19 protein-coding genes are annotated in these 22,379 nt (G+C 74.5%); 8 read left to right on the top strand and 11 right to left on the bottom strand.

Annotated features, from left to right (window positions below):
- The first annotated feature begins 28 nt into the window (after positions 1 to 28).
- On the top strand, positions 29 to 664 hold the full coding sequence (locus HTZ77_RS06370) for a thymidine kinase (RefSeq protein WP_328808446.1): 636 nt from the start codon (positions 29 to 31) through the stop codon (positions 662 to 664).
- 13 nt (positions 665 to 677) lie between these two features.
- Here the strand turns inward: HTZ77_RS06370 and HTZ77_RS06365 are convergent, their stop codons facing one another.
- The 3 genes from HTZ77_RS06365 to HTZ77_RS06355 all read right to left on the bottom strand — a co-directional run bounded on the left by HTZ77_RS06365 (position 678) and on the right by HTZ77_RS06355 (position 3,118).
- Positions 678 to 1,346, bottom strand: a complete 669-nt coding sequence (locus HTZ77_RS06365) for a DsbA family oxidoreductase (protein WP_175588461.1) — start codon at positions 1,344 to 1,346, stop codon at positions 678 to 680.
- Positions 1,347 to 1,399: 53 nt separating this feature from the next.
- Entirely contained in the window at positions 1,400 to 2,236 is an 837-nt protein-coding gene (locus HTZ77_RS06360) for a hypothetical protein (RefSeq protein ID WP_235994340.1), read from the bottom strand.
- Positions 2,237 to 2,392: 156 nt separating this feature from the next.
- On the bottom strand, positions 2,393 to 3,118 hold the full coding sequence (locus tag HTZ77_RS06355) for an SRPBCC family protein (protein WP_175588459.1): 726 nt from the start codon (positions 3,116 to 3,118) through the stop codon (positions 2,393 to 2,395).
- 268 nt (positions 3,119 to 3,386) lie between these two features.
- On the opposite strand from HTZ77_RS06355, the gene HTZ77_RS06350 reads away from it, so the two are divergent.
- Entirely contained in the window at positions 3,387 to 4,733 is a 1,347-nt protein-coding gene (locus HTZ77_RS06350; protein WP_175588458.1) for a cytochrome ubiquinol oxidase subunit I, read from the top strand.
- Positions 4,734 to 4,743: 10 nt separating this feature from the next.
- The gene (gene cydB, locus HTZ77_RS06345; protein WP_175588457.1) at positions 4,744 to 5,640 is read left to right on the top strand and encodes a cytochrome d ubiquinol oxidase subunit II; all 897 of its coding nucleotides are present in this window, start codon (positions 4,744 to 4,746) and stop codon (positions 5,638 to 5,640) included.
- Between the two features lie 35 nt (positions 5,641 to 5,675).
- Here the strand turns inward: cydB and HTZ77_RS06340 are convergent, their stop codons facing one another.
- From HTZ77_RS06340 to HTZ77_RS06305, 8 genes are all read right to left on the bottom strand, one after another.
- The gene (locus tag HTZ77_RS06340; protein ID WP_175588456.1) at positions 5,676 to 6,152 is read right to left on the bottom strand and encodes a hypothetical protein; all 477 of its coding nucleotides are present in this window, start codon (positions 6,150 to 6,152) and stop codon (positions 5,676 to 5,678) included.
- 106 nt (positions 6,153 to 6,258) lie between these two features.
- Complete coding sequence (locus tag HTZ77_RS06335; protein ID WP_175588455.1) at positions 6,259 to 7,416, bottom strand: leucine-rich repeat domain-containing protein; 1,158 nt, start codon at positions 7,414 to 7,416, stop codon at positions 6,259 to 6,261.
- Between the two features lie 97 nt (positions 7,417 to 7,513).
- Positions 7,514 to 9,877, bottom strand: coding sequence for an aerobic carbon-monoxide dehydrogenase large subunit (gene cutA / locus HTZ77_RS06330; RefSeq protein ID WP_175588454.1), 2,364 nt, complete (start codon positions 9,875 to 9,877; stop codon positions 7,514 to 7,516).
- Positions 9,874 to 10,374, bottom strand: coding sequence for a (2Fe-2S)-binding protein (locus HTZ77_RS06325; RefSeq protein ID WP_175588453.1), 501 nt, complete (start codon positions 10,372 to 10,374; stop codon positions 9,874 to 9,876). Before HTZ77_RS06325 ends, cutA begins: the two co-directional genes overlap by 4 nt.
- Before the next feature lie 79 nt (positions 10,375 to 10,453).
- The gene (locus tag HTZ77_RS48045; RefSeq protein WP_175588452.1) at positions 10,454 to 11,389 is read right to left on the bottom strand and encodes an FAD binding domain-containing protein; all 936 of its coding nucleotides are present in this window, start codon (positions 11,387 to 11,389) and stop codon (positions 10,454 to 10,456) included.
- Complete coding sequence (locus tag HTZ77_RS06315) at positions 11,386 to 12,771, bottom strand: uracil-xanthine permease family protein (protein ID WP_175588451.1); 1,386 nt, start codon at positions 12,769 to 12,771, stop codon at positions 11,386 to 11,388. The genes HTZ77_RS48045 and HTZ77_RS06315 overlap by 4 nt, the downstream gene beginning before the upstream one ends.
- A 154-nt stretch (positions 12,772 to 12,925) precedes the next feature.
- Positions 12,926 to 13,129: an RNA-binding S4 domain-containing protein gene (locus HTZ77_RS06310; protein ID WP_328808445.1), complete on the bottom strand. Its 204-nt coding sequence runs from the start codon at positions 13,127 to 13,129 to the stop codon at positions 12,926 to 12,928.
- A gap of 11 nt (positions 13,130 to 13,140) precedes the next feature.
- A complete protein-coding gene (locus HTZ77_RS06305; protein WP_175588449.1) occupies positions 13,141 to 14,763 on the bottom strand; it encodes a PucR family transcriptional regulator in 1,623 nt (540 codons plus the stop codon).
- 131 nt (positions 14,764 to 14,894) lie between these two features.
- Between HTZ77_RS06305 and HTZ77_RS48040 the strand changes: the two genes are divergently transcribed.
- The 5 genes from HTZ77_RS48040 (at position 14,895) to HTZ77_RS06280 (ending at position 22,306) form a co-directional block, all read left to right on the top strand.
- Complete coding sequence (locus HTZ77_RS48040; RefSeq protein ID WP_175588448.1) at positions 14,895 to 15,773, top strand: DUF2877 domain-containing protein; 879 nt, start codon at positions 14,895 to 14,897, stop codon at positions 15,771 to 15,773.
- Positions 15,770 to 17,233, top strand: a complete 1,464-nt coding sequence (locus HTZ77_RS06295; protein WP_328808444.1) for an FdrA family protein — start codon at positions 15,770 to 15,772, stop codon at positions 17,231 to 17,233. The genes HTZ77_RS48040 and HTZ77_RS06295 overlap by 4 nt, the downstream gene beginning before the upstream one ends.
- A complete protein-coding gene (locus tag HTZ77_RS06290; RefSeq protein WP_175588447.1) occupies positions 17,230 to 18,627 on the top strand; it encodes a YlbE family protein in 1,398 nt (465 codons plus the stop codon). The genes HTZ77_RS06295 and HTZ77_RS06290 overlap by 4 nt, the downstream gene beginning before the upstream one ends.
- Before the next feature lie 208 nt (positions 18,628 to 18,835).
- Positions 18,836 to 21,349 (top strand): serine/threonine-protein kinase, encoded by a 2,514-nt coding sequence (locus HTZ77_RS45850; RefSeq protein ID WP_235994339.1) that lies wholly within the window; start codon positions 18,836 to 18,838, stop codon positions 21,347 to 21,349.
- Between the two features lie 108 nt (positions 21,350 to 21,457).
- A complete protein-coding gene (locus tag HTZ77_RS06280; RefSeq protein ID WP_175588446.1) occupies positions 21,458 to 22,306 on the top strand; it encodes an MOSC domain-containing protein in 849 nt (282 codons plus the stop codon).
- Positions 22,307 to 22,379 lie beyond the last annotated feature (73 nt).

Raw genomic sequence — 22,379 nt, 5'->3', positions numbered from 1 at the left:
CACGCCAAGCCCGCTAAGGTGTCACCCCGTGACCGACCTGTCTGCCTTGTCCCCCGTTCCTCCTGGTGCCCGCGACGCGGTGCTCAAGTTCTTCTTCGGCCCCATGGACTGCGGCAAGTCCACGCTGGCCCTGCAGATGAACTACAACCACAGCCGCCAGGGCAGGCGCGGCCTCGTGCTCACCAAGCACGACCGGTCCGGCGGACCCCAGGTCACCAGCAGGATAGGGCTCGGCCTGGAGGCGATCGAGGTCGAGGACTCCCTGGACCTCGTCACGCTGGTCACCGCGTACGACTCCGTCGACTATCTCATCTGCGACGAGGCGTGCTTCTACACGGTCGCGCAGATCGAGCAGCTCGCCGACCTGGTCGACGACCACGGGGTGGACGTGTACGCGTTCGGGCTCGCCTCGGACTTCCGGTCGGTGATGTTCCCGGCGGCGCAGCGGCTGTTCGAGCTGGCCGACGAGGTGTGCCGGCTCCAGGTCGAGGTGCTGTGCTGGTGCGGGCGGCCCGGTCTGCTCAACGGGCGGATCGTGGGCGGCGAGCTGGTGCGGACCGGCGAGCAGGTGGTGATCGGCGACACGGACCGCTCGCCGGTCCGCTACCAGGTGCTCTGCCGCCGCCACCACCGCTCCGGCCTGCTGGGTGAGGGCACCGCGTAACAGGCCCGCCGGGTCAGACGGCGCAGGAGCCGTCGTCGCAGCCGTCGGCGGGGGCGGCGAGCAGCGTGAGAGGGGTCTGGCCGATCCGCTCGGCCACCTCGGCGATGGCGGCGTCGAACGTCTCCTCCGGCTGGGCGCCCGACACGGCGAACGTGCCCTCGAACAGGAAGAGGGGAACCCCGCTGATCCCGAGCCCGGCGGCCCGGGAGAGCTGCTCCCGCACCTCGTCGGCGCCCTCGCCGGTGTCCTGCACCCCGGCCTCGGCGGCCAGCTTGGCGAGCACGTCGGGATCGCCGACGTTGAGTCCCTCGGTGAAGTGGGCGCGGAACAGCCGCTCGGCCATCTCCTCGCCGCGGCCCTGGCGGGTGGCCAGCTCGACCAGCCGGTGCGCCTCGAAGGTGTTGGCGCTGACCGCGTCGTCGAAGCGCAGCTCCAGGCCGTCGCCGGCGGCCACCTCCGTGACGCGGCCGGTCATCTGGGCCGCGTTCGGGCCGAACTTGCGCGCCAGCGCGCCGAGCAGCGGCTCGCCCTCGGCGGGGGCGTCGGGGTTGAGCTGGAACGGCCGCATCGTGATCTCCAGCGTGCCGCCGCGGGCACGGAAGCGCTCGGCCGCGCGGGCGAAGCGGGTGTGGCCGATGTAGCACCACGGGCAGGCGACGTCGGAGAATATTTCCACCTTCATGCACATCGCCAACCGCCCCGCGGGCGCGGTCATTCCGGAGCTCGTCCCAGAGCTCAGCCGGAGGCCAGCTCCTCCAGCCGGAACGGCAGGTACGCCGAGTCGTCCACCAGCGCCGACGCCCCGCGCCACCAGCCGAACCACTCGCCGCTGCGCCACATCCAGTCGGCCCGCTCGATGGCCGCGACCACGTCGCCGACCGTCCGCCACGGCTCGCCCGCCTGCTCCAGCGTGGCCCCGTGCCGCACGGCCCAGTCGCGCAGGATCCGGGCCGCGTCCGCGTCGACCTCCCGGGCGTACGGGTCGGGATCCTCGCCGGGCAGCCGGTGCGGCCCCAGCCCGGCGGCCACGCCCCAGCTCCACTGCGCCTCGGCCGGACGGGAGTAGCGCAGCGACTGGAAGTCGAGGTTGGAGCCCAGCTCGTCGTCGGGCCGGCGCGTGACCACCGCGTCCAGCCGCCCGCCGGCGTCGAAGTGCACGACCAGCCGGTCTCCCGGCCGCACCCCGCCGGGGAGGTCGAACCGGTCCTCGGCCTGCCACGAGTTCAGGTCCACCTCGGCGACGGGTGGTCCCCAGACCGCGTCGGCGGCGTCGTCCGCCATCCACGCGGCCAGCATCTCCAGGGCGGTCAGGTCGGTCCACGGCTCGATCGCCACAGCGGTGCCGAGCACCTCGTCCGGCGGCGGGAGCTTGCCGCCGCGTGGCCGTCCCCACCACTGCGCGCCCAGGTCGCGCGTGCCGACCAGCAGCGCGGCGACGGCGGCCAGTTCGGCCGACCTCCTCGTCAGGCCGGCGCCCAGCGCGAGGTCGAGACAGCGGCCGGTGCGCTCGTCACCGAGCTCGGCGCGGGCGTCGGCGACCAGCGCCTCGGCCGTGGGGCGCTCCGCGCCCAACAGGTTGCTTACGACTCTCCTGGCCTCGGTCCTCGCGTCTTCAGCATGTGCCTGCCGCATACCGCCACGCTACGCCCGGAGATCCTTTTCCGCGAGAGCCGAAACCCCCCATACCCGCAGGCCCCCGCGCTCCGATTCTCCGCGCCCGCCGCCGGGTCAGTGGTGGCGGCGCCCCGAGCGGGCGAGGAGCCAGCCGATCGCGACGCCCGTCAGCGCCACCCCGGCGCCCGTCCCGAACGACGCCAGCATCACCCACGGCCGCGTCTCCGTGCGGGCCCCGGCGGCGCGCTCCCCCGCGGGCCGCTCGTAGACAGCCGGCACCCCGGCGAATGCCTCACCGGCAAACGGCCCGGTCACGGACGGCACCCCGGCGGGCGGCCTGCCCCCGGACAGCTCCCCGGCGGGCACCTCCGCGGCGGGCGGCTCGGCGGCGGGCGGCTCGGCGGGGCCGCGCAGGAGCCGGTCGACCGCCGCGAAGAACTCCCCCGCCGTGCGGCGCGCCACCGAGCCCAGCATGCGCTGCCCCACTCCGCCGATCATGCCGCCCACCACGGCGTCGGCGTCGTAGTCGACCCGGGTGCCCCCGTCCACCTCGCTCAGCCGTACCTGCACCGTGGCGTCGACCGTCCCCGGGGCGCCCTGCCCGCGCGCCCGCAGCACGAAGCTCTCCGGCGCGAGCGGGTCGGCGAGCGCCACCTCGCCCTGGTAGACGCCCCTGACCGAGGCCACGCCCGCGTTCACCGTCATCCGGTACGTGTCGGGCCCGCTCTCCTCCAGCCGCTCGCAGCCCGGGATGGTGCGCACCAGCACCGCCGGGTCCCGCAGCGCGGCCCACACCCGATCTCTCTCGACGCCGATCACGGCGCTACCTGCGACCTTCACATCGCCACCCTAAGCACGGACCTCCCCCGGGATAAGGGCAAGACCTGCCAGACACCTGTACGCGTCGCGCTGCCGGGGTCCGTCGCGGGGGTTAGCCGGGAATCAGCCCACGGGCTGACGCGGAGCCCCTGCCTGCTGCGACATCCTCGAAGACACCGAGAGGAGAACGCGCTGTGACGAAGATCGCAGCACGTTGCTCTACAGCTTGTAGTACTACTTTAAGTAGATGTACTACAGCCTGTAGAGCGCCGGGACCGGCGAGGGGAAGATGGACGCACTTGATCTAGCGCGGTGGCAGTTCGGGGTGACCACCGTCTACCACTTTCTGTTCGTGCCGCTGACGATCGGCCTGGGCGTGTTCGTGGCGGGATCGCAGACCGCCTGGCACCGCACGGGCAAGGAGCACTACCTGCGGCTGACCAAGTTCTTCGGGAAGCTCTTCCTGATCAACTTCGCCATGGGCGTGGTGACCGGCATCGTGCAGGAGTTCCAGTTCGGCATGAACTGGAGTGAGTACTCCACCTTCGTCGGCGACGTGTTCGGCGCGCCGCTGGCCATGGAGGCGCTGCTGGCGTTCTTCATGGAGTCCACGTTCCTGGGGTTGTGGATCTTCGGCTGGGAACGGCTGCCCAAGCGGGTGCACCTGGCGTGCATCTGGGCCGCCGCCATCGGCTCCAACCTGTCGGCGTACTTCATCCTCGCGGCCAACGCCTGGATGAAGCACCCGGTGGGCTACGAGGTGGTCGACGGCCGGGCCCGCATGACCGACCTGTGGGCCGTGCTGACCAACTCCACCGCGCTCGCCCAGGTGCCCCACGTGATCGGGGCGGCGTTCATCGTGGCGGGCGGCTTCGTGCTGGCGGTGAGCTGCTGGTGGCTGCTGCGCACCCGCGACGGCATGTGGCGCGGGGCGGCACGGGCCGCGCTCGTCATGACCGCGGTGGCCGGGCTCGTCGTGGCGGGCAGCGGCGACCTGTCCGGCAAGCTCGCCTACGAGCAGCAGCCGATGAAGCTGGCCTCCGCCGAGGGCCTGGAGCGCGACACCGCGGGCGCCGGGTTCACCCTCGTGCCGGGGATCGAGATCCCCAAGGTGCTCAGCTTCCTGTCGGCCGGCGACTTCGACGCGACCGTCCAGGGCACCGAGGACGTCCAGCGCAGGCTGGAGGAGAAGTTCGGCCCCGGCGACTACCGCCCCGACCAGAGCGTGGTGTTCTGGTCCTACCGGGTGATGCTCGCCTTCGGCCTGAGCACCGTGGGGCTGTCGGTGCTCGGCCTGTGGCTGACCCGGCGCCGGCGCCCGATGCCCCGCCTCCTGGCCCGGCTGTTCGTGCTCGCGCTGCCGCTGCCGCTGCTCGCGGTGATCGCGGGCTGGCTGTTCAGCGAGATCGGCCGCCAGCCGTGGACGGTCGCGGGCGAGCTGCTGACCGCCGCCAGCGTCTCGCCCGGCGTGAGCCTCACCGAGGTCGCCCTGTCGCTGACGCTGTTCACCCTCCTGTACGGCGGGCTCGCCGTGGCCGAGGCCGTCCTGCTCGTGCGGCACGTCCGCCGGGGCCCCGAGGAGCCCGCGCCCGCCGAGGTCCCCGCCGAGCGGCTCGAACCGTCCCTGATGTACTGAGGAGAAGACCGTGATCGACCTGTGGTTCCTGGTCATCGCCTTCCTGTGGACCGGCTACTTCGTGCTGGAGGGCTTCGACTTCGGGGTCGGCATGCTGGCGCCGTTCGTGGGCGGCGACGACGACGAGCAGCGGCAGAGCCTGCAGACGATCGGCCCCGTGTGGGACGGCAACGAGGTGTGGCTGATCACCGCGGTGGGGGCGATGTTCGCCGCCTTCCCCGCCTGGTACTCCGGGCTGCTCAGCTCGTTCTACCTGCCGGTGGTGCTCGTGCTGGCCGGGCTCATCGTACGCGGCGTCGGGCTGGAGTGGCGCGGCAAGGTCGCCAACCCGGCGTGGTGCGACCTCGGCATCGTGGTCGGCAGCGCGCTGCCCGCGTTCCTGTGGGGCGCGATCTTCGCCGACCTGCTGCTCGACGGCGCGCTCCCGGCACTGCTGGGCGGGGCGTTCACGCTGGTGCTGAGCCTGCTGCACGGCGCGGTCTTCCTGGCGCTGCGCACCGAGGGCCGGGTACGCCGGCGGGCCCGCGTCGCGGCGCTGGCGACGGGCGCGGTGGCGCTGCCGCTGGCCGTGGTGGCCCTGTCCACGCTGGCCTCGGTGTCCGGCGCGGCCACGGTGCCGGCGCTGGCGGCCATGGCGGCGCTGGCGGCGGCGGCCGCGCTGATCTGGCGACGGCGCGAGGGCTGGGCGTTCACGGCCACGGCGGCGGGCATCGCGCTGACCTCCGCGGCGGTGTTCCTCCGCCTCAAGCAGGCGCCGCTGCCCGGCCTCACGCTGGCCGAGGCCGCCTCCGCCCCCTACACCCTGACCATGCTGACCTGGATCGGCCTCATCACGCTGCCGTTCGTGCTCGCCTACCAGGCGTGGACGTACTGGGTGTTCCGCAAGCGGGTCGCCCTGCCGCGCTGACCTCACGGCCGCGGGCCCGGCACCGGCCTCACCCGTCAGTAGCCGCTGTCGCCGCCGTCGTCCTGCGCCGGCGGCGACGGCGACGGCGACTTGGTGCGGTGGTCCTTGAGGTGCAGGTCGCCGTTGAGCGGCTTCTGCAGCGCGCGCAGCACCTTGAGGCTGGACAGCACGGTCCACCGGGGCCCGACCAGGTGCGGGTTGTACTCAGGCGCCCGGTCCATCCACTCGTCCTTGCCCTCCTCGGTGCTGAAGGTGTTGACGAAGAACTCGCCGACCTTGGTCTTGCAGTAGCCGGTGCGGATGTCGGAGGCGTCGACCTGCATCTTGGGCTTGCAGCCGACCTTGGCCGCGAGCTGCTCCACTGTGTAGATCTTCGCGGGCGCGGCGGCCTGGGCGCCGCCCTGCTGGGCCCCGGCGGCGAGCCGGCCGCCGTCCCCGGCCCCGCCGGGCGAGCAGGCGGCGACGAGTCCGACCAGCAGCGCAGAGGCGGCCAGACGTGGAAGTGTCGTCATGTGCCGAGATACGCACCCTTTGCGGGGATGGTTCAGCCTGTTCCGCACAGAAATCGCCCCCGCCGTGCCCCCACCGCGCCCTCGCCGCGGCGGGGGCGCGGCGGGCTCACCTCAGGATGACGCAGCCGCGTTCCCTCAACCGGCGCAGCGGCTCCGGCTCGCCGTCCCCCTCCGGGTCGAGCTTGTTCCAGCGCAGGTCGAGCTTCTCCAGCGCGGGCAGCGCGGCGAGGCCGTCCGGCAGGCTTCTCAGGCGGTTGTTGCGCAGGTCGAGCGTGGCGAGCCGGTCGAGCTGGCCGATCTCCTCCGGCAGCCCGGCGAGGTGGTTGTCGCGCAGGTCGAGATGGCGCAGCCCGGCGAGGCCGCCGACCGCCGGGGGCAGGGCGGTCAGCCGGTTGCCGCGCAGGTGCAGCTCGCGCAGCCGTCCCAGCCGTCCGATGGAGCGGGGCAGCTCCTCCAGCCGGTTGCCGTACAGCCGCAGCTCCACCAGCGCCGCCATCCCGCCGATCTCCTCGGGCAGGCGGGTCAGCCGGTTGTCGGTGAGGCCCAGGTAGGCGAGCCGGTCGAGCCGGCCGAGCCAGGCGGGCGCCTCGGTGAGCCGGTTGTCGCTGAGGTAGAGGTAGTCGGTCAGGGGCAGGTCGCCCAGCTCGGACGGGAGCGAGGTGAGGTGGTTGTGGCCGAGGTCCAGCATGCGCAGCCGGGTCAGCCGGCCGATGGCGGGCGGGATCTCGGTGAGCCGGTTCTCGGCCACGTTGAGCGACTCCAGCCCGGTCTCCTCCCACAGTCCCGCCGGGAGGGCGGTCAGCCGGTTGCCGCCCACCGACAGGTGCCGCAGCCGCCCGCCGAAGCGTTCCGGGAGGGCTTCGACGGCGTTGCCGTACAGGAACAGCGTCTCCAGGCCGGGCGGGCAGTCCGGGACGGCGGTCAGCCGGTTGCCGTCGAGGTGCAGCGCGCGCAGCCCGGCCAGGCCGGTCAGGGCGGGCACGGAGGTCAGGTGGTTGCCGTCGAGCCTCAGCTCGCGCAGGCGCGTCAGGCCGCCGACCCAGCCGGGCAGCTCGGACAGCTCGTTCCACGCCAGGTCGAGCACGCGCACCCGGGCCAGGTCGCCGGCCGTGGCAGGGATCTCGGTCAGCCCCGCTCCGGGGGCGCGCAGCCCGATCAACGCGCCGTCGTCGTCCGGCCCCGTCAGATCCGGCCCCGTCAGCGGGGTCTCCCCCGCGCCGCTGTCGTCCCGTGCGGGCGTGCCATGCCCGGCCTGCGTCGTCATGACGGCCGATCATCTCACGCGGCCGGACGTCCCCGCGGCGGCCTCCGGCCCCTCACCGGCAACGCCGGGGTCGCCCGCGCCGGCCCGTGCGCGGCCGTCAGTCGCCCGCGTGCCGGCGCCGCAGGTCGAACAGCTCCGACGGTGAGATCGGCATCCGGTCCACGGGGAAGCCCTCGGCGTCCTCGACGGCCGAGGCGATGACCGCCGACACCGGGATGACCCCCGCCTCCCCCGCGCCCTTCACGCCCAGGGGGTTCAGCGGCGACGGCGTCTCCAGGTGCCCGGTCTCGATCCGGGGGATCTCCGTGGCGTACGGCATGAGGAAGTCCATGAACGAGGCGTTGAGCAGTTGCCCGTCGCCGTCGTACACCATGCGCTCGTACAGCGCCCCGCCGACTCCCTGCGCGACGCCCCCGTGGATCTGCCCCTCGACGATCATCGGGTTGACCAGCCGCCCGCAGTCGTGGATCACCGCGTACCTGACCACCCGCACCTCGGCCGTGAGCGGGTCGGTCTCGACGATCGCCGCGTGCATGCCGGCGGCGAACGTGGAGCGGATCGGCGAATAGTAGTCGCGCCCCTCCAGCCCCGGCTCGTCGCCCTCGGCGACCGGCGGCCGGTCGGGCGAGGACGCGCCCGCGAACTGGGTGGCCCGCGCGGCCTCCTCGTCGAAGGCGTAGCGCAGCGGGTTGGCGAGCACGGCCACCGTGGCCAGCGGGATCGACGCCGACGGCGTGCCCACGACGTGCACCGTCCCGTCGGTGATCTCCAGGTCGGCCGGGTCGGCCTCCAGCGCGTCGGCCGCGATGCGCAGCGCCTTGGCGCGTACCTTGCGGCAGGCCAGCGCGATGGCGTTGCCGCTGACGACGGCCGCCCGCGAGGCGAACGTGCCCACCGCGTACCCGAACCGGCGCGTGTCGCCGGTCACCACCGAGATCCGCTCGATGGGCACGCCCAGCTCGGTCGCGGCGATCTGCGCGAACGCCGTCTCGTGCCCCTGCCCCTGCGAGGTGAGGCCGGTGGAGACGTGGACGCGGCCGTCGGAGGTGACCTGCACGTGGCCCCCCTCGTACGGGCCGACGCCGGTGCCCTCGACGTAGCAGCCGACGCCGATGCCGCGCCCGGGCCGCCGCTCGAACGCGTCCCAGCCGATCAGCTCCTTGAGCATGGCCAGCATCCGCGGGTAGTCGCCGCTGTCGTAGATGAGCGGCCGGCCGTCCTGGAAGATCATGCCCTGGTCGTACGGGAACTCGTCGGGCTCGATGAAGTTGGCCCGGCGCACCTCGGTGCGGTCCTTGCCGAGATGGCGGGCGATCTTGTCCATGGTGCGTTCCATGCAGAACACGCCCTGCGGCCGGCCCGCCCCCCGGTACGGCGTGACCTGCACGGTGTTGGTGTAGATCGAGGAGAACTCGACCCGGTAGGCGCCGATCTTGTACGGGCCGAGGAGCTGGGTGGAGGTGATGATCGGCACGATGATCCCGTACGGCGTGTAGGCGCCGTGGTCGTGCAGGATCGTCACGTCCAGCCCGAGCACGCGCCCGTCGTCGTCGAAGCCGACGCGTACGTACTGCACCTGCGCCCGCTCGTGCGCCGAGGAGATGAAGTGCTCGCGCCGGTCCTCGGTCCACTTGACCTCGCGGCCGAGCGTCATCGCGGCCCACGGCACCAGGATCTCCTCGGGCCACGGGTGGACGATCTTCACGCCGAACCCGCCGCCCACGTCCGGCGCGATGACCTCGACGTGCGGCAGCGGCAGGCCGAGCGCGGCGGCCACGGCCATCCGGACGCTGGTCGAGGTCTGGGTGCTGGAGTGGACGCGCAGGTCGGTGCCGTCCCAGCGGGCGTGGACGCCGCGGCCCTCCAGCGGCATGCTGGCGCTGCGCTCGATGTCCAGCCGGAAGGCCAGCGTGTGCGGCGCCTCCTCGATGGCCTTCCGGGCGCTCCTGCCGTCATGGCCCGGCACCTCCTGGAGGAGGCGGGCGCCCACGTTGCCGGGCACGTCGTCGTGGACGAGCCGGGCGCCGTGCGCCGCCTCCTCCAGGCCGACGACCGGCTTGAGCGGCTCGTAGTCGACGTGGATGAGGGCGCAGGCGTCCTCGGCGAGGTAGCGGTCGGCGGCGACCACCATGACGACCGGCTCGCCGACGTGGCGGACCACGTCGCGGGCCAGCGGGTACGCGGTGCGGCCGTGGGTGAGCGCCGGGTGCGGGATGAGCAGCGGCAGGGGGCGTCCGACGCGGTCGGGCAGGTCCTCCCAGGTGTAGACGGCGACCAGGCCCTCGACGTCGAGGGCGGCGGAGACGTCGATGTCGCGGATGCGGGCGTGGGCGTGCGGGGAGCGGACGAACGCGGCGGCCAGCGCGTCCGGCCCCAGGTCGTCGACGTAGCGGCCCTGGCCGGTGAGCAGCCGCCGGTCCTCGCGCCTGCGCACCGGCTCGCCGAACAACCTGGTGCTCACGGCGCCTCCCCGGTGGACGGCTGCCGCTCCTCGGCGAGCAGCTCGGCGGCGCGGTGGACGGCCTTGACGATGTTCTGGTAGCCGGTGCAGCGGCACAGGTTGCCGGAGATGCCCTCCAGCACCTCGTCCTCGGCCGGGGCGGGGTTGTCGCGCAGCAGCGCGGTGACCGTGCAGAGGAAGCCCGGCGTGCAGAAGCCGCACTGCAGGGCGTGGCACTCCTCGAACGCCCGCTGCACCGGCGACAGCCCCTCCGGCCCGGCCAGCCCCTCGACCGTGGTGATCTCCCGGCCGTCCACCGTCACCGCGAGCGTCAGGCAGGAGCGCACCGGCTCGCCGTCGAGCAGGACCGTGCAGCAGCCGCAGACGCCGTGCTCGCAGCCGACGTGGGTGCCGGTCAGGCCCAGGTCGTGGCGCAGGCAGTCGGACAGCAGCCGCCGCCCCGGCACCCGCGCCCGGCGGGCGGTGCCGTTCACGACCAGCGTGATCTCGTGCTCCACCGCTCTCCTCACCCGCGCCTCGCGACGCGCTCACCGTCGAGCCGTCCGTGCTGTCGGTGCTGCCTGGTCCGCCGGTCCGTCACGGCGGGGCGGCCGCGCGGGCCGCCGCCTCCCTCAGCGCCCGCTCGGCGAGGACCCCCACCAGGTGCAGCCGGTACGCGGCGCTCGCGTGGATGTCGTCCTCCGGCTCCACGGCCCGCCGGACGGCGGCGACGACCGCCTCCCACGGGACCGTGGCGGCGGGCCGGCGCCCGCACGCCTCGCTCACGTCGGCCACGACCGGCACCGGGCCGACGCCCACGCAGGCGACGCGGGCCGCGGCGACGTGCAGGTCCTCGTCCAGCGTCACGACGGCGCAGACGCCGGCCAGCGCGTAGTCGCCGTGCCGCCGGGCCAGCTCCTCGAACGCCGATCCGGACCTCGGGGGCAGCGCCGGGAAGAACGCCGACACGGCCAGCTCCCCCGGCTCGGCGGCCGACTCCAGCGGCCCGGCGAAGAACGCGTCCGCCGCCACCTCCCGCACGACCGGGCCCGGGGAGCCGCCTGGCACGGCCCCCGGGCTCGGGGAGCCGCCTCGCCCGGCGGCCGGGCCCGAGGAGCCGCCGGGGGCGCGGCGGGCCAGCCGGACCGAGCCGCCCAGCACCGCCAGCACGGCCGGCAGCTCGGCGGCCGGGTCGGCGTGGACGAGGCTGCCCACGACCGTGCCGCGGTTGCGGATGACCGGGTGGGCGACGAGCCGCAGCGCCTGCCCGAGCAGCGGGTGGACGCCGGCGCGCGCCACCTCCGCCTGCCGCGCCAGCGCGCCGACGGTCACGCCCCCGGGGCCCGCCTCGATCCCGGACAGGCCCGGCAGGCGGTTGACGTCGACGACGTGGGCGGGGGCGGCCAGCCGCATGTTGAGCAGCGGGATCAGGCTCTGGCCTCCGGCGAGCACCTTGCCGTCCACCTCGGCCAGCAGGTCGAGCGCCTCGCGCAGGTCGCGGGGGGCGTGGTAGGTGAACGGCGGCGGCTTCACCCGGCGTCCCTCCCCTCGTCGCCGGCCGTGCCGGCCCGCTCCGGCACGGGCACCGGGCGGCCGGAGATCACCCGCAGCAGGTGGTACCCGGCCACCAGCACGATGGTGCCGAGCGCGATGCCCTCCAGCCGGAAGTCCGAGCTGATCAGGAACTTCACCGGCCCCACCGCCAGGATGATGCCGGCGCCGATGGGCACCATGTTGAGCGGATCGGCGAAGTCGACCCGGTTCTCGACCCAGATCTTGGCGCCGAGGAGCCCGATCATGCCGTACAGGATGACGGTGACGCCGCCCAGCACGCCGGACGGCGTGGCCGACACCAGCGCCCCGAACTTCGGGCTCAGCCCGAACAGGATCGCGATGAGGCCGGCGATGTAGTAGGCGGCCGTGGAGTAGACCTTGGTGGCGGCCATGACGCCGATGTTCTCGGCGTAGGTGGTGGTGGGCGAGCCGCCGACCGCGCTGGCGACCGCGGTGGCCACGCCGTCGGCGGCGATGGCCCGGCCCACGTACGGGTCGACGTCGGCGCCGGTCATCTCGCCGACGGCCTTGACGTGGCCGATGTTCTCGGCGATCAGCGCGATGACCGCGGGCAGCACGAGGAGCACGGCGGAGAAGCGGACGTCGGGCAGGTGGAAGTCCGGCAGCCCGACCCACGGGGCCGAGGCGACCTTGCCGAGGTCCACCCGGTAGTGGGGGGCGATGGTGAGCGCGCCGTCGGTGTAGGCGGGCACCCGGCCGAACACCTTGTCGGCCGCCCACGACAGCACGAACCCGGCCACCAGGCCGATGAGGATGCCGATCCGGCCGACGAACCCCTTGAACGCCACCACGAGCACGAACGTCACCAGCATCGTGACCAGCGCCATCCACTGGTCCTGCGGCCAGTACACGTCGGCCACCACGTACGCCAGCCCGAACCCGATGAGCATGACGACGCCGCCGGTGACGACGGGCGGGAAGATCTTGTGGATGATCTGGACGCCGAGGAAGGACACCGCGAGCCCGGCCAGGGCCAGCACGAGGCCCGCGACGAGGATGGCGCCGGTGACGACGGCGTCGGCCCCGGCCGTGTCGCCGCCGGCGACCGCGCGGATCGCGAGCACGCCGCCCACGAACGAGGCGCTGGTGCCGAGATAGCTGGGGATGCGCCCCTTGACGATCAGCAGGAACAGGATCGTCGCGACGCCGGACATCATGATCGCGATGTTCGGGTCGAGCCCCATGACCAGGGGGAAGACGAAGGTGGCGCCGAACATGGCCACGACGTGCTGGGCGCCGAAGCCGATCATGCGCGGCCAGGTCAGCCGTTCGTCCGGCCTGACCACCTCGCCGGGAGCCAGATGCTTGCCGTCACCGTGTCTGGTCCAGCCAAAAACCATGAAAGCCCCTCTTCAGCCGGGCCGTCGGGCAGCGGCCGCACACGGGCATGATCTGCCAATTTCACGTCCAGCACCAGCATTCCCCGCACTCACGCCGTCGCACCTGAACGGCGAGGCCGGTTCCCGTGAGGAGCAGGGCGGCGGGCGGCGCCGTTCAGCGCACCTGGATGCTGAAGCCCTCGCCGCTGACCACCTGGCCCGAGCGGATCTTGGCGGTCTTGCGCAGCTCCACCTCGCCGTCCACCAGCACCATGCCCTCGGCCACCAGGTGCTTGGCCATGCCGCCCGTCTCGGTGATCCCGCAGTACTTCAGCAGGTCGCACAGCGGGATGTAGTCGGAGCGCAGTTCGAATTCCACGACACCCAAGCCTAGATGCCGCGCATCCGCAGGACGTGCAGCGCCAGCGTGAGGTTGAGCCGCAGGTGCGGGTCGTCGGTGAAGTTGCCCAGCAGGCGCTCCAGCTTGCCGATGCGGTAGCGCAGCGTGTTGTAGTGGAAGTGCAGCCGCCGCGCCGTCTCGGCCACGTTGAGGTTGGTCTCCAGGAGCACCTGGAGCGTGCGCCGCAGGTCGGCGTTCTCGGCGTCGTCGTCGGTGGCCAGCGGCCCCAGCGTCTCGCGGACGAACGCGTGCAGCTCCGCCGTGTCGTTCACCAGCGACAGCAGCCGGTAGACGCCGAGCTGGTCGAAGTGGGCGACCGCGCCCGGCCCGTGGAGCTGGCGGCCGACGCGCGCCGCCTTCAGGGCCTGCGCGTACGCCTCGGGCAGCGCCGCGACGCCCGGCGACGGCCGGGAGGTGCCGGTGGAGAACGTGGCCGGCGGCGTGTCGGAGAAGGCCGAGGCGGCGTCCTTGGCGACCCGGGCCGCGTCCACCCTGGCGTCGAGCACGGCGACCACCTCGTGGGAGAACCCGGCGACCGCGCCGTGCGCGTCGTGGCGGCGCGTCGCCGCGGTCCAGCTCGTGACCAGGCGGTCCTGGGCGGTGCGCTCGTCGCTGTCGGGGTCGAGCTCGGCCACCAGCACGGTGACCGGCCGTTCGAGGTCCCAGCCGAACGCCCGGGCGCGCGCGGCGACCCGCTCGGCCGTGCCGGCGCGGCCGGTGAGGACGTCGCGCAGGAAGTCGGCGCGGTACTTGCTCTCGACGGCGTTGACCGCCTCCTGGCGGGTGACGACGAGCGCGGCGACGGTCGCGGCGCGCTCCAGGATGCCGACGTCGGTGTCGCGGATGGCGCTCGACGGGCTGTAGGCGACGATGCGGCCGTGGTGGTGGCCGCCGGCGACGACGGGCACCGACACGAAGTCCCGCCCCCCGGCCTGCGCGTTCGCCGGCGGGACGGCCTGGGGCGGGACGGCGGGACCGTCGGAGGCGATCGAGTCGCGCAGGACCGTCACGTCGCCCGGCGGCCCGGCCGTCGCGAGCACGCGACCGGCGCCGTCGACCGCCGCCACGGCCACGTCGAGCAGCCCCGCCACCCCCTCGGTCACCTCGTCGAGCCCGCCGCCGGCCAGCACCACCTGGACCAGCGCCCGGTGCGCCTCCTCGCCGCGCGCGAGCACGGCCGCCTGCCGGTTGAGGATGTCGGTCAGCACCTGGTTGAGGATGTCGTCGAAGCCGACGTCGTCGGGGAGCTGGATCAGCGGGAACCCCAGCCGGTCCGCCTGCTCCACCATCTCGTCCGGCAGCTCGTCCACGTACCGGCCGAGCTTGATGGCCAGCGCCGACAGCCCGCGCTCGTCGAGGTCGGCGACCAGCCGGCCGAGCGACTGGGGGGTGTTGCGCAGCGGGTAGCCGGTGGTGAGGAGCAGTTCGTGCGGCTTGACCCAGGCCAGGACGTCGGGCACCTCCATGACGTTCAGGCGTTGCACGATCCGGCCGAGGCCGCTCCTGCCCGCGATCAGCCGGGCTTGGGCGAGCGTCGAGACGCCGAGCACCTCCCCGACCGACAGACCATGGATGATCGTTCCCGTGCTGGCCGGGCGGACGGGGGGTTCCATGGGGTGATTGTTACCCGGGACGCGTCTGTCAGGAAGAGCCAACCTTCTCGCGCACTGTTGGCAAATTTCTCCGTACGGGGTGATTGAACGGTCGTTCTACCGTCAAGGCCCAGAGGCGGTGAGGAGGTCCGGTGACCGTCGGTACACGCGCGAGGCGGCCGCACGTCCACGCGACCGGTGCCGCGAGCACTGCGGTCCGGCCGCTGCTCGACGCGCCGCGCCGCGCGGCCCGCGTGCTCGCCGCCTTCCCCGCCGGGGCCTACCTCCAGGTCAGGACGGACCGGGAGCCGTCGGTCATCGCGCTGCTCGCGCCGGGCGCGACCCGGCTGCCGAACGCGGTGCTGCTCGCCGGCGAGCCGCCGCGGCTCACGGTGGGTCACGAGGCGTCCGTGGGCGACGGCGCGGTGCGGCTGGGACGGCTGAGCCTGCGCGCGTCGCGCTGGTGGGATCCGGCGCCGCCGCTGGGCGAGGCGGACCCGGCCGGGCTGCGGGAGGCCGCGGCCGGCCTGACGCCCGGGGAGCCCGCGCTGGCCGGCGAGCCCGCCGTGGAGCTGCTGGCCTCCGGGTGCGCGAGCGGGAGGCTGCTGGACGTGCTGACGGCGGCCGAGCGGCTGGTCGGGCTCGGCCCGGGGCTGACGCCCAGCGGGGACGACGTGCTGGCCGGGCTGATGGTGACGTTGCGGCTGCTCGGCGCGGCCACGGGCGCCGGCCGGGCGGTGTGGCTGGCGGACTGGCTCGCGGCCACGGTCACCTACGACGCGCGCACGCGCACCACGCCCCTGTCGGCGACGCTGCTGCACTGCGCGGCGCTGGGACAGGCGAGCCCCGAGGTGGCCGCGGTGCTGCGGGCCCTGGCGGGCCGGGGGCCGGTGGAGCCGGCCCTGCGCCGCCTGCACGGCCTCGGCCACACGTCGGGGTCGGACCTCGCCCAGGGGATCGGGATCGGCGTCCGCTCCGTCCTCGCCTTCTGTTCCCAGGGCTCCCCCTCCTCGTCAGGGGACTACACGTGAGCTCGGCGGCCGGTGAGGCGGCGGTCCTGGTGCGGGCCGGGGTGTACCACGACTCCGTGGCGCTCATGCGGGTCAGCCGGGCCCTGTCCGACCTGCCCGGCATGGACGTGGCCCTGGTCGCCATGGCCACCGAGCTGAACCTCGCCATGGCCCGCGACCTCGGCTTCACCCCTCCCCCGGCCGGGCCCGCCGACCTGCTCGTCGCGCTGCGCGGCCGGGACGTGGCGGCGGCCGAGCGGGAGCTGGACCGTCTCCTGGCGGCCCTGTCGTCCGCACCCGGCTCGTCCTCGTACGGCATGGCCGGGGCGGAGGGGCCGGCCCCGCGCACCACCCGCTCGGCGGCCGCGCGGGCGGGCGAGGACGCCGGGGTGGCGCTGGTGTCGGTGCCCGGCGAGCACGTCCTGCCGGAGGCGGTGGACGCCATCGAGGCGGGCCTCGACGTGATGATCTTCAGTGACGGCGTCCCCGTGCGGCAGGAGGTGCTGCTCAAGCGGCTGGCCGCCGAGCGCGGCGTGCTCGTCATGGGCCCCGACTGCGGCACGGCCGTGATCGCCGGGGTGGGCCTGGGCTTCGCCAACGTCCTGCGGCCGGGGCCGGTGGGCGTGGTCGCCGCGTCCGGCACCGGGGCGCAGCAGGTCACCTCGCTGCTGGACCTGGCCGGCGCCGGCGTGAGTCACGTGCTCGGCGTCGGGGGCAGGGACCTGTCGCGCGAGGTGGGCGGGCTGTCGGCGGTGCGGGCGCTGCGGCTGCTCGACGAGGACCCGGCGACCGAGCTGATCGTGCTCGTGTCCAAACCGCCGGACCCGGAGGCGGCGCGGGCCGTCCAGGAGGTGGTGGAGTCGCTGCGCACGCCGGTCGTGCCCGCGCTGACCGGGCGCGACGACCTGACGGAGGCGGCGGAGCGGGCCCTGCGCACGCTCGGCGCGCCCGTGCCCGTCTGGCCCTCCTGGCCCGCTCCCGCGCGCCGCTCCCCGAAGCCGGGCGCGGTCAAGGGTCTGTACGCGGGCGGGACCCTGTGCGCCGAGGCCGCCGCCATCGTCGCGGCGCGGCCCGGCGCGGAGCCTGGCGCCTTCGTCGCGGCAGGGCCCGGCGCGGAGCCCGGCGCCCGCCACGGTTCCGGTTCCGGGGAGTTCGTCGACTTCGGTGATGACGCCTATACCCGGGGCCGTCCCCATCCCATGATCGACCCGGCGCTGCGCCTGGACGCGCTCGCCCGCGTCGGCCCGGACGAGGTGGCGCTGCTCGACGTCGTCCTCGGCCACGGCGCCGATCCCGACCCGGCCGCCTCGCTGGCGCCCGCCGTGGCCCGCTGCCCCGCCGCCGCCGTGGTCGTCGCGCTCGTCGGCACCGAGGGCGACCCGCAGGGCCTGCACCGGCAGGCCGCCGCCTTCCGCGAGGCCGGCGCGTCCGTCTTCGTGTCCAACGCCCAGGCCGCCCGGTACGCGAGGGACCTGCGATGACCCTGCTCTCCGGCCCGCCCCGCGTCGTCACCGCCGGCGTGGACCTGCTGCGCGAGGCCCTGGACGCGCAGGCCGTCCCCACCACACCGGTGGACTGGCGGCCGCCGCTGCCCGGCACCGCCGGCGCCCTCGCGCGGGTCCTGGCCGACCCGCGACGGCGCGCCGCCAACGCGCGGGCCGTGGACCGGCTGACGTCGTCCCGCCCGCTGCTGGTGAGCGTGCGGCGCGCCTCGGAGCTGCTGGACCTGCCGCAGCCCATGTTCCTGCACGCGGGCCCGCCCCTCGACTGGGAACGGGCGTCGGGGCCGATGCGCGGCGCGCTGATCGGCGCCATGCTGCTGGAGGGGTACGCGCTCGACGAGGAGGACGCCCGCGCCCGGCTGGAGTCCGGCGCGGTGCGGCTGGAGCCGTGCCATCACCACCGGACCGTGGGACCGATGGCGGGCGTGGTGAGCCCGTCGATGTGGATGTTCGAGGTGCGCGACGACGTCCACGGCGGCGTCGCGTACTGCTCGCTGAACGAGGGGCTCGGCCGGGTGCTGCGCTACGGCGCGTTCGGCCCGGAGGTGCTCGACCGGCTCGGCTGGATGGACCACGTGCTGGGGCCGGTCCTGTCGGCGGCGGTGGAGCTGGCCGGGCCGATCGACCTGCGGGCGCTGGCCGCGCAGGCGCTGCAGATGGGCGACGAGCTGCACAACCGCAACCGCGCGGCCACCTCCCTGCTGCTGCGGGAGCTGGCGCCGTACGTGGTGAACGCGGCGCCGGGGCACGCCGCCGAGGTGCTGCGCTTCGTCGGCGGCAACGACCACTTCTTCCTCAACCCCGTCATGGCCGCCGCCAAGGTCTCGGCCGACGCGGCCCGCGACGTCCCGGGGTCGTCGCTGGTCGTGGCCATGGCGCGCAACGGCACCGACTTCGGCGTGCAGGTGTCGGGGCTGGGCGACCGGTGGTTCACCGGGCCGGCGGGGGTGCCCGACGGGCTCTACCTCGGCGCGTACGGGCCGGCCGACGCGAATCCCGACATCGGCGACTCCACGATCACCGAGACGGCGGGGCTGGGCGGGTTCGCGATGGCGGCGGCCCCGGCCATCGTGCGGTTCGTGGGCGGCGACGTGGCCGACGCCGTGGCGGCGACCCGGTCCATGTACGAGATCACGCTCGCCGAGCACCCGGCGTACCAGATTCCGGCGCTCGGCTTCCGGGGGACGCCGGTCGGGATCGATCTCACGCTGGTGGCGCGGACGGGGCTGCTGCCGGTCGTCAACACCGGCATCGCCGGGCGCGTGGCGGGCACCGGGCAGGTCGGGGCGGGGCTGGTGAGCCCGCCGGTGGAGGCGTTCACGAGCGCTTTGCGGGCCCTCGCGGAATCAGCACTTGATCCATTTGATCAGTGATATTTCCGGATGTAATGGGATTTGTCAGGACTTGATGCTGCTTCCGTTCTGGAATGGCGTGCCTATATCGTGTCGAACCTCATAATCTGGAAGCGTGGCGCGACGCATGTGACCCATGAGGCGGGAGACATTGGGGGCGGAAATGGCAGCCGACCGGTTGCTCGGCGGGCCCGGCACACAGGGGGACGTGTCGCGGAGCCAGGGACGCTTGATCGGCCGGCGCTACAGGTTGATGGCGCCGGTGGGCCGGGGCGGCATGGGCATGGTGTGGCAGGCGCACGACGTGCTGCTCGACCGTGACGTCGCGGTCAAGGAGCTGATCCTGCCGTACGGGCTGGACCACGCGGGCAAGCAGGTGGCGTACCGGCGCATGCTGCGCGAGGCCCGCTCGGCCGCGCGGCTGACGCATCCGGGCATCGTGACCGTCCACGACGTGGTCGAGGAGGACGGCCGGCCCTGGATCGTCATGGAGCTGTTCCGCGCGTGGTCGCTGGAGCAGGCCGTACGGCAGAGCGGCCCGCTGCCGGCGGCGCAGGCCGCCGAGATCGGCATCCGGGTGCTCGACGCGCTGCGGCACGCCCACGCGGCCGGCATCCTGCACCGCGACGTCAAGCCGGGCAACGTGCTGCTCACCGCCGACCGGGTGGTGCTCACCGACTTCGGCATCGCGGCCATCGAGGGCGACGTCACGATCACGCAGACGGGCCTGCTCATGGGCTCGCCCGCGTACGTGCCGCCGGAGCGGCTGTCGGGCCAGGCCATCACGGCCGCGGCCGACCTGTGGTCGTTCGGCGCGACGCTGTACGCGGCCGTCGAGGGACACCCGCCGTACGAGGGGCCGGACGCGATCGCCGTGCTCGGCGCGGTGCTGACGCAGGACCCGATCCGCCCGCAGCGCGCCGGGGAGCTGCTGCCCGTCATCGAGGGGCTGCTGCGCAAGAACCCGGCCGAGCGGCTCACCGCCGCGCAGGTGACCGACGCCCTCGAACACATCCTGCTGGCCAACGGCTCCGTCCGGCCGCGCAACCCGGAGGCGCCGTCGTCGCCCCTGCCCGCGCAGCCCGATCCCACGCCGGCCGGGCTGCTGCCGCCGCTCGACCCGCCGTCCGGGCCGATGCCCTCGCGCATCGTCGAGACGCCGTCGGGGCCGGTGCGCGTGCCGTACGAACCGGGCCAGGGCGACGCGGCGGGACCGTACGCGGGGGGTTACGACTCGCTGGGGGGCTACAACTCGCTGGGGGACTCTCTGGGGGGCGCGTCGGGGGCCCACCGCACCGACCGGATCCCGGCGCCGCCTCAGGGGTTCGACGCCTTCGGCAGCGTGTCCGGGCCCCTCGCCTCGCGCCCGACGGACGCTCCGGGCGGCTCCGGGACCGCGGGCACATCGTCGGCCCCGGGCGGCTTCGCAGCTCCGGGCACAGCGTCGGCGGCTCCGGGCGGCTTCGCAGGTGCGCCGGACGCCTCCGGCGGTTTCGGGGCTCCGGGCGCTTCCGGCTCTGACCTGCTCGCCGGGAGGCCCGGCGCCTCCGGACCTCCCGGCCCCGCCGGCGGATCCGGCATCGCGAGCGGCCCCGGCATCGCGAGCGGCCCCGGGCCCGCGGGTGCCCGCGGGATCACGGGGATCGGCGGAGCCGGAGCGCCGGGCGGAACCGCCGGGACGGGCGGAGCCGTAGGAACCGGCGGAGCTATGGGACCCGGCGGAGCCGCAGGAACCGGCGGGGGCGCGGGGAACGGCGGGGGCGCGGGGAACGGCGGAGGCGCGGGGAACGGCGGAGGCGCGGGGAACCGCGGGCCGTCGAGCCTCGCGGGGCGGTTGCAGGCCGCCGCGGGCACGGACGAGCGCCTGGACGCCGCCGCCCTCTTCGGCGACCCCCCGGGCCCGAACGCCCTGTCCGGCCCGCGCCGCGGACCGCAGCCGATCCTGCCGCTGACCACCGACAGCCGCGCCGCCCCCTGGCCGCTGGCCTCCGAGGACCACCTGCGCGAACACTCCCGCGACCTGTCGGCGGACGTGCGGCGGCGCCGCCCGTCCGCGCCGCCCCGCGACGGCGCGCGCCCGGGGAAGGGCAGGCGGCGCCCGGACGACGACGAGAGCCCGTGGCTGCGCGACGGCCGGCCGACGGCCCGCCTCGTCCTCGCCTCGGTGGCCGCCGTGGGCGCCGTCGTGACGGCCACCGTGCTGCTCGCGTCCGGTCCCGGCTCCGCTCCCCCGGCGACCACGACGTCCGCGACCCCGGGGTCGCCCTCGGAGCCCGCCGCCACGGCGGCGCCGCTCCAGGTGGCGGCCGTGCCGGAGGGCTACAAGGAGCACACGCCGCCCGGCTTCAAGGCCGCCGTGCCCGCCGCCTGGAAGCCGGCCACGTCCGGCGACGGGACGACGTTCGCGGGGCCGAAGGACTCGGGCATGCGGATCGTGGTCGAGCCGGTGCAGCCGCAGCAGGACGGCGGCCTGGGCGAGCTGGGCCGGGCCGAGGCGGACGGCGGCGTCGAGGGCTACATCCAGGTGCAGCTCCAGGCGACGCAGTTCCGCACGTGGAAGGCCGCGGACTGGGAGTACACCTACACGCGCTCCAACGGCGTCCCGATGCACGCGCTGACCCGGTACGTCACGATCGACGACAAGACCGCGTTCAAGATCACGTTCGACATGCCGGAGCTGAACTGGGACGACCAGGCCCAGACGCGCAAGGTGTTCCTGGAGACGTTCCGCCCGACGTCCTGACCCCCTCGGCGGCGTTCCGCCCGGCGTCCCGGCGGCTCCGGGGGGCGTTCCGCCCGGGGGCTCCGGGTGCCGCGCGGGCAGGAGGGAGCCGTACGGTACGGTCCACGCATGAGGCTGGCGAGCATCCACTTCTACCCGGTGAAGTCCACGAGCGGCCACGAGGTGCGGCGGGCCGAGGTGGAGCCGTGGGGGCTCGCCGGCGACCGGCGTTTCGTCGTGGCCGGCGGGGACGGCAAGGTGCTGACGGCGCGCACGCACGCGCGACTGCTCGCCTGTGTGGCCCACCTCGACGGCGACACGCGGGCGGGCGGCACGCTGACGCTCACCGGGCCGCACGCGGAGCCCCTGCGCGTCATCCCGGGCCAGGAGCCCGCACGTACGGCCCGCAGGATCGCGGTGGCCTACTCCAAGGAGGTCCTGGACCTGGCCGGCTGCGGCGACGAGGCGGCGGCGTGGCTGTCGGCGCTGCTCGGGGAGCCCGCCCGGCTGGCCTGGCAGGACGATCCGCACGGCCGTCCCGTCGATCCCGTCCACGGCCGCCCCGAGGACCGCGTGAGCCTCGCCGACGCCTACCCGCTGCTGCTCACCACCACCGCCTCCCTCGACCGGCTCAACGCCTGGGTCGCCGAGACGGCCGCCGAGCGGGGCGAGGAGCCCCGGCCGCCGCTGTCGATGCGCCGCTTCCGGCCCAACGTGGTGATCGACGGCGTGGCGAAGCCGTTCGACGAGGACACCTGGAAGCGGGTGCGCATCGGCGAGGTGGACTTCCGGGTCAGCAAGGGCTGCGACCGCTGCGTGCTGCCGACGATCGACCCGGTGACGCTCGACAGGGGCAAGGAGCCCACGCGCACGCTCGCCCGGCACCGCAGGTGGGACGGGAAGGTCTGGTTCGGCGTCAACCTCATCCCGGACGGCCCCGGTGTCCTGACCCAGGGCGACCCGGTCGTCCCGCTCTGACCTTCCTGCTCTGACCTTCCCTCGCGGGCCCTCCTCCACAGGCCCCCGTGGGCCTTCCCCGCAGGAATGGGGC

The sequence above is a fragment of the Nonomuraea montanisoli genome (assembly GCF_013363975.1).
GTDB lineage: Bacteria > Actinomycetota > Actinomycetes > Streptosporangiales > Streptosporangiaceae > Nonomuraea > Nonomuraea montanisoli.
The sequence above is the reverse complement of the archived record's forward strand: the minus strand, read 5'-3'. Positions and strand labels throughout refer to the sequence as shown.

Bases quoted from the DNA above. Each gene is read 5' to 3' on its own strand.
- HTZ77_RS06365 (WP_175588461.1), bottom strand. From the start codon at position 1,346: ATGAAGGTGGAAATATTCTCCGACGTCGCCTGCCCGTGGTGCTACATC.
- HTZ77_RS06350 (WP_175588458.1), top strand. From the start codon at position 3,387: ATGGACGCACTTGATCTAGCGCGGTGGCAGTTCGGGGTGACCACCGTC.
- HTZ77_RS06340 (WP_175588456.1), bottom strand. From the start codon at position 6,152: ATGACGACACTTCCACGTCTGGCCGCCTCTGCGCTGCTGGTCGGACTC.
- HTZ77_RS06335 (WP_175588455.1), bottom strand. From the start codon at position 7,416: ATGACGACGCAGGCCGGGCATGGCACGCCCGCACGGGACGACAGCGGC.
- HTZ77_RS06315 (WP_175588451.1), bottom strand. From the start codon at position 12,771: ATGGTTTTTGGCTGGACCAGACACGGTGACGGCAAGCATCTGGCTCCC.
- HTZ77_RS06305 (WP_175588449.1), bottom strand. From the start codon at position 14,763: ATGGAACCCCCCGTCCGCCCGGCCAGCACGGGAACGATCATCCATGGT.
- HTZ77_RS06290 (WP_175588447.1), top strand. From the start codon at position 17,230: ATGACCCTGCTCTCCGGCCCGCCCCGCGTCGTCACCGCCGGCGTGGAC.
- HTZ77_RS06280 (WP_175588446.1), top strand. From the start codon at position 21,458: ATGAGGCTGGCGAGCATCCACTTCTACCCGGTGAAGTCCACGAGCGGC.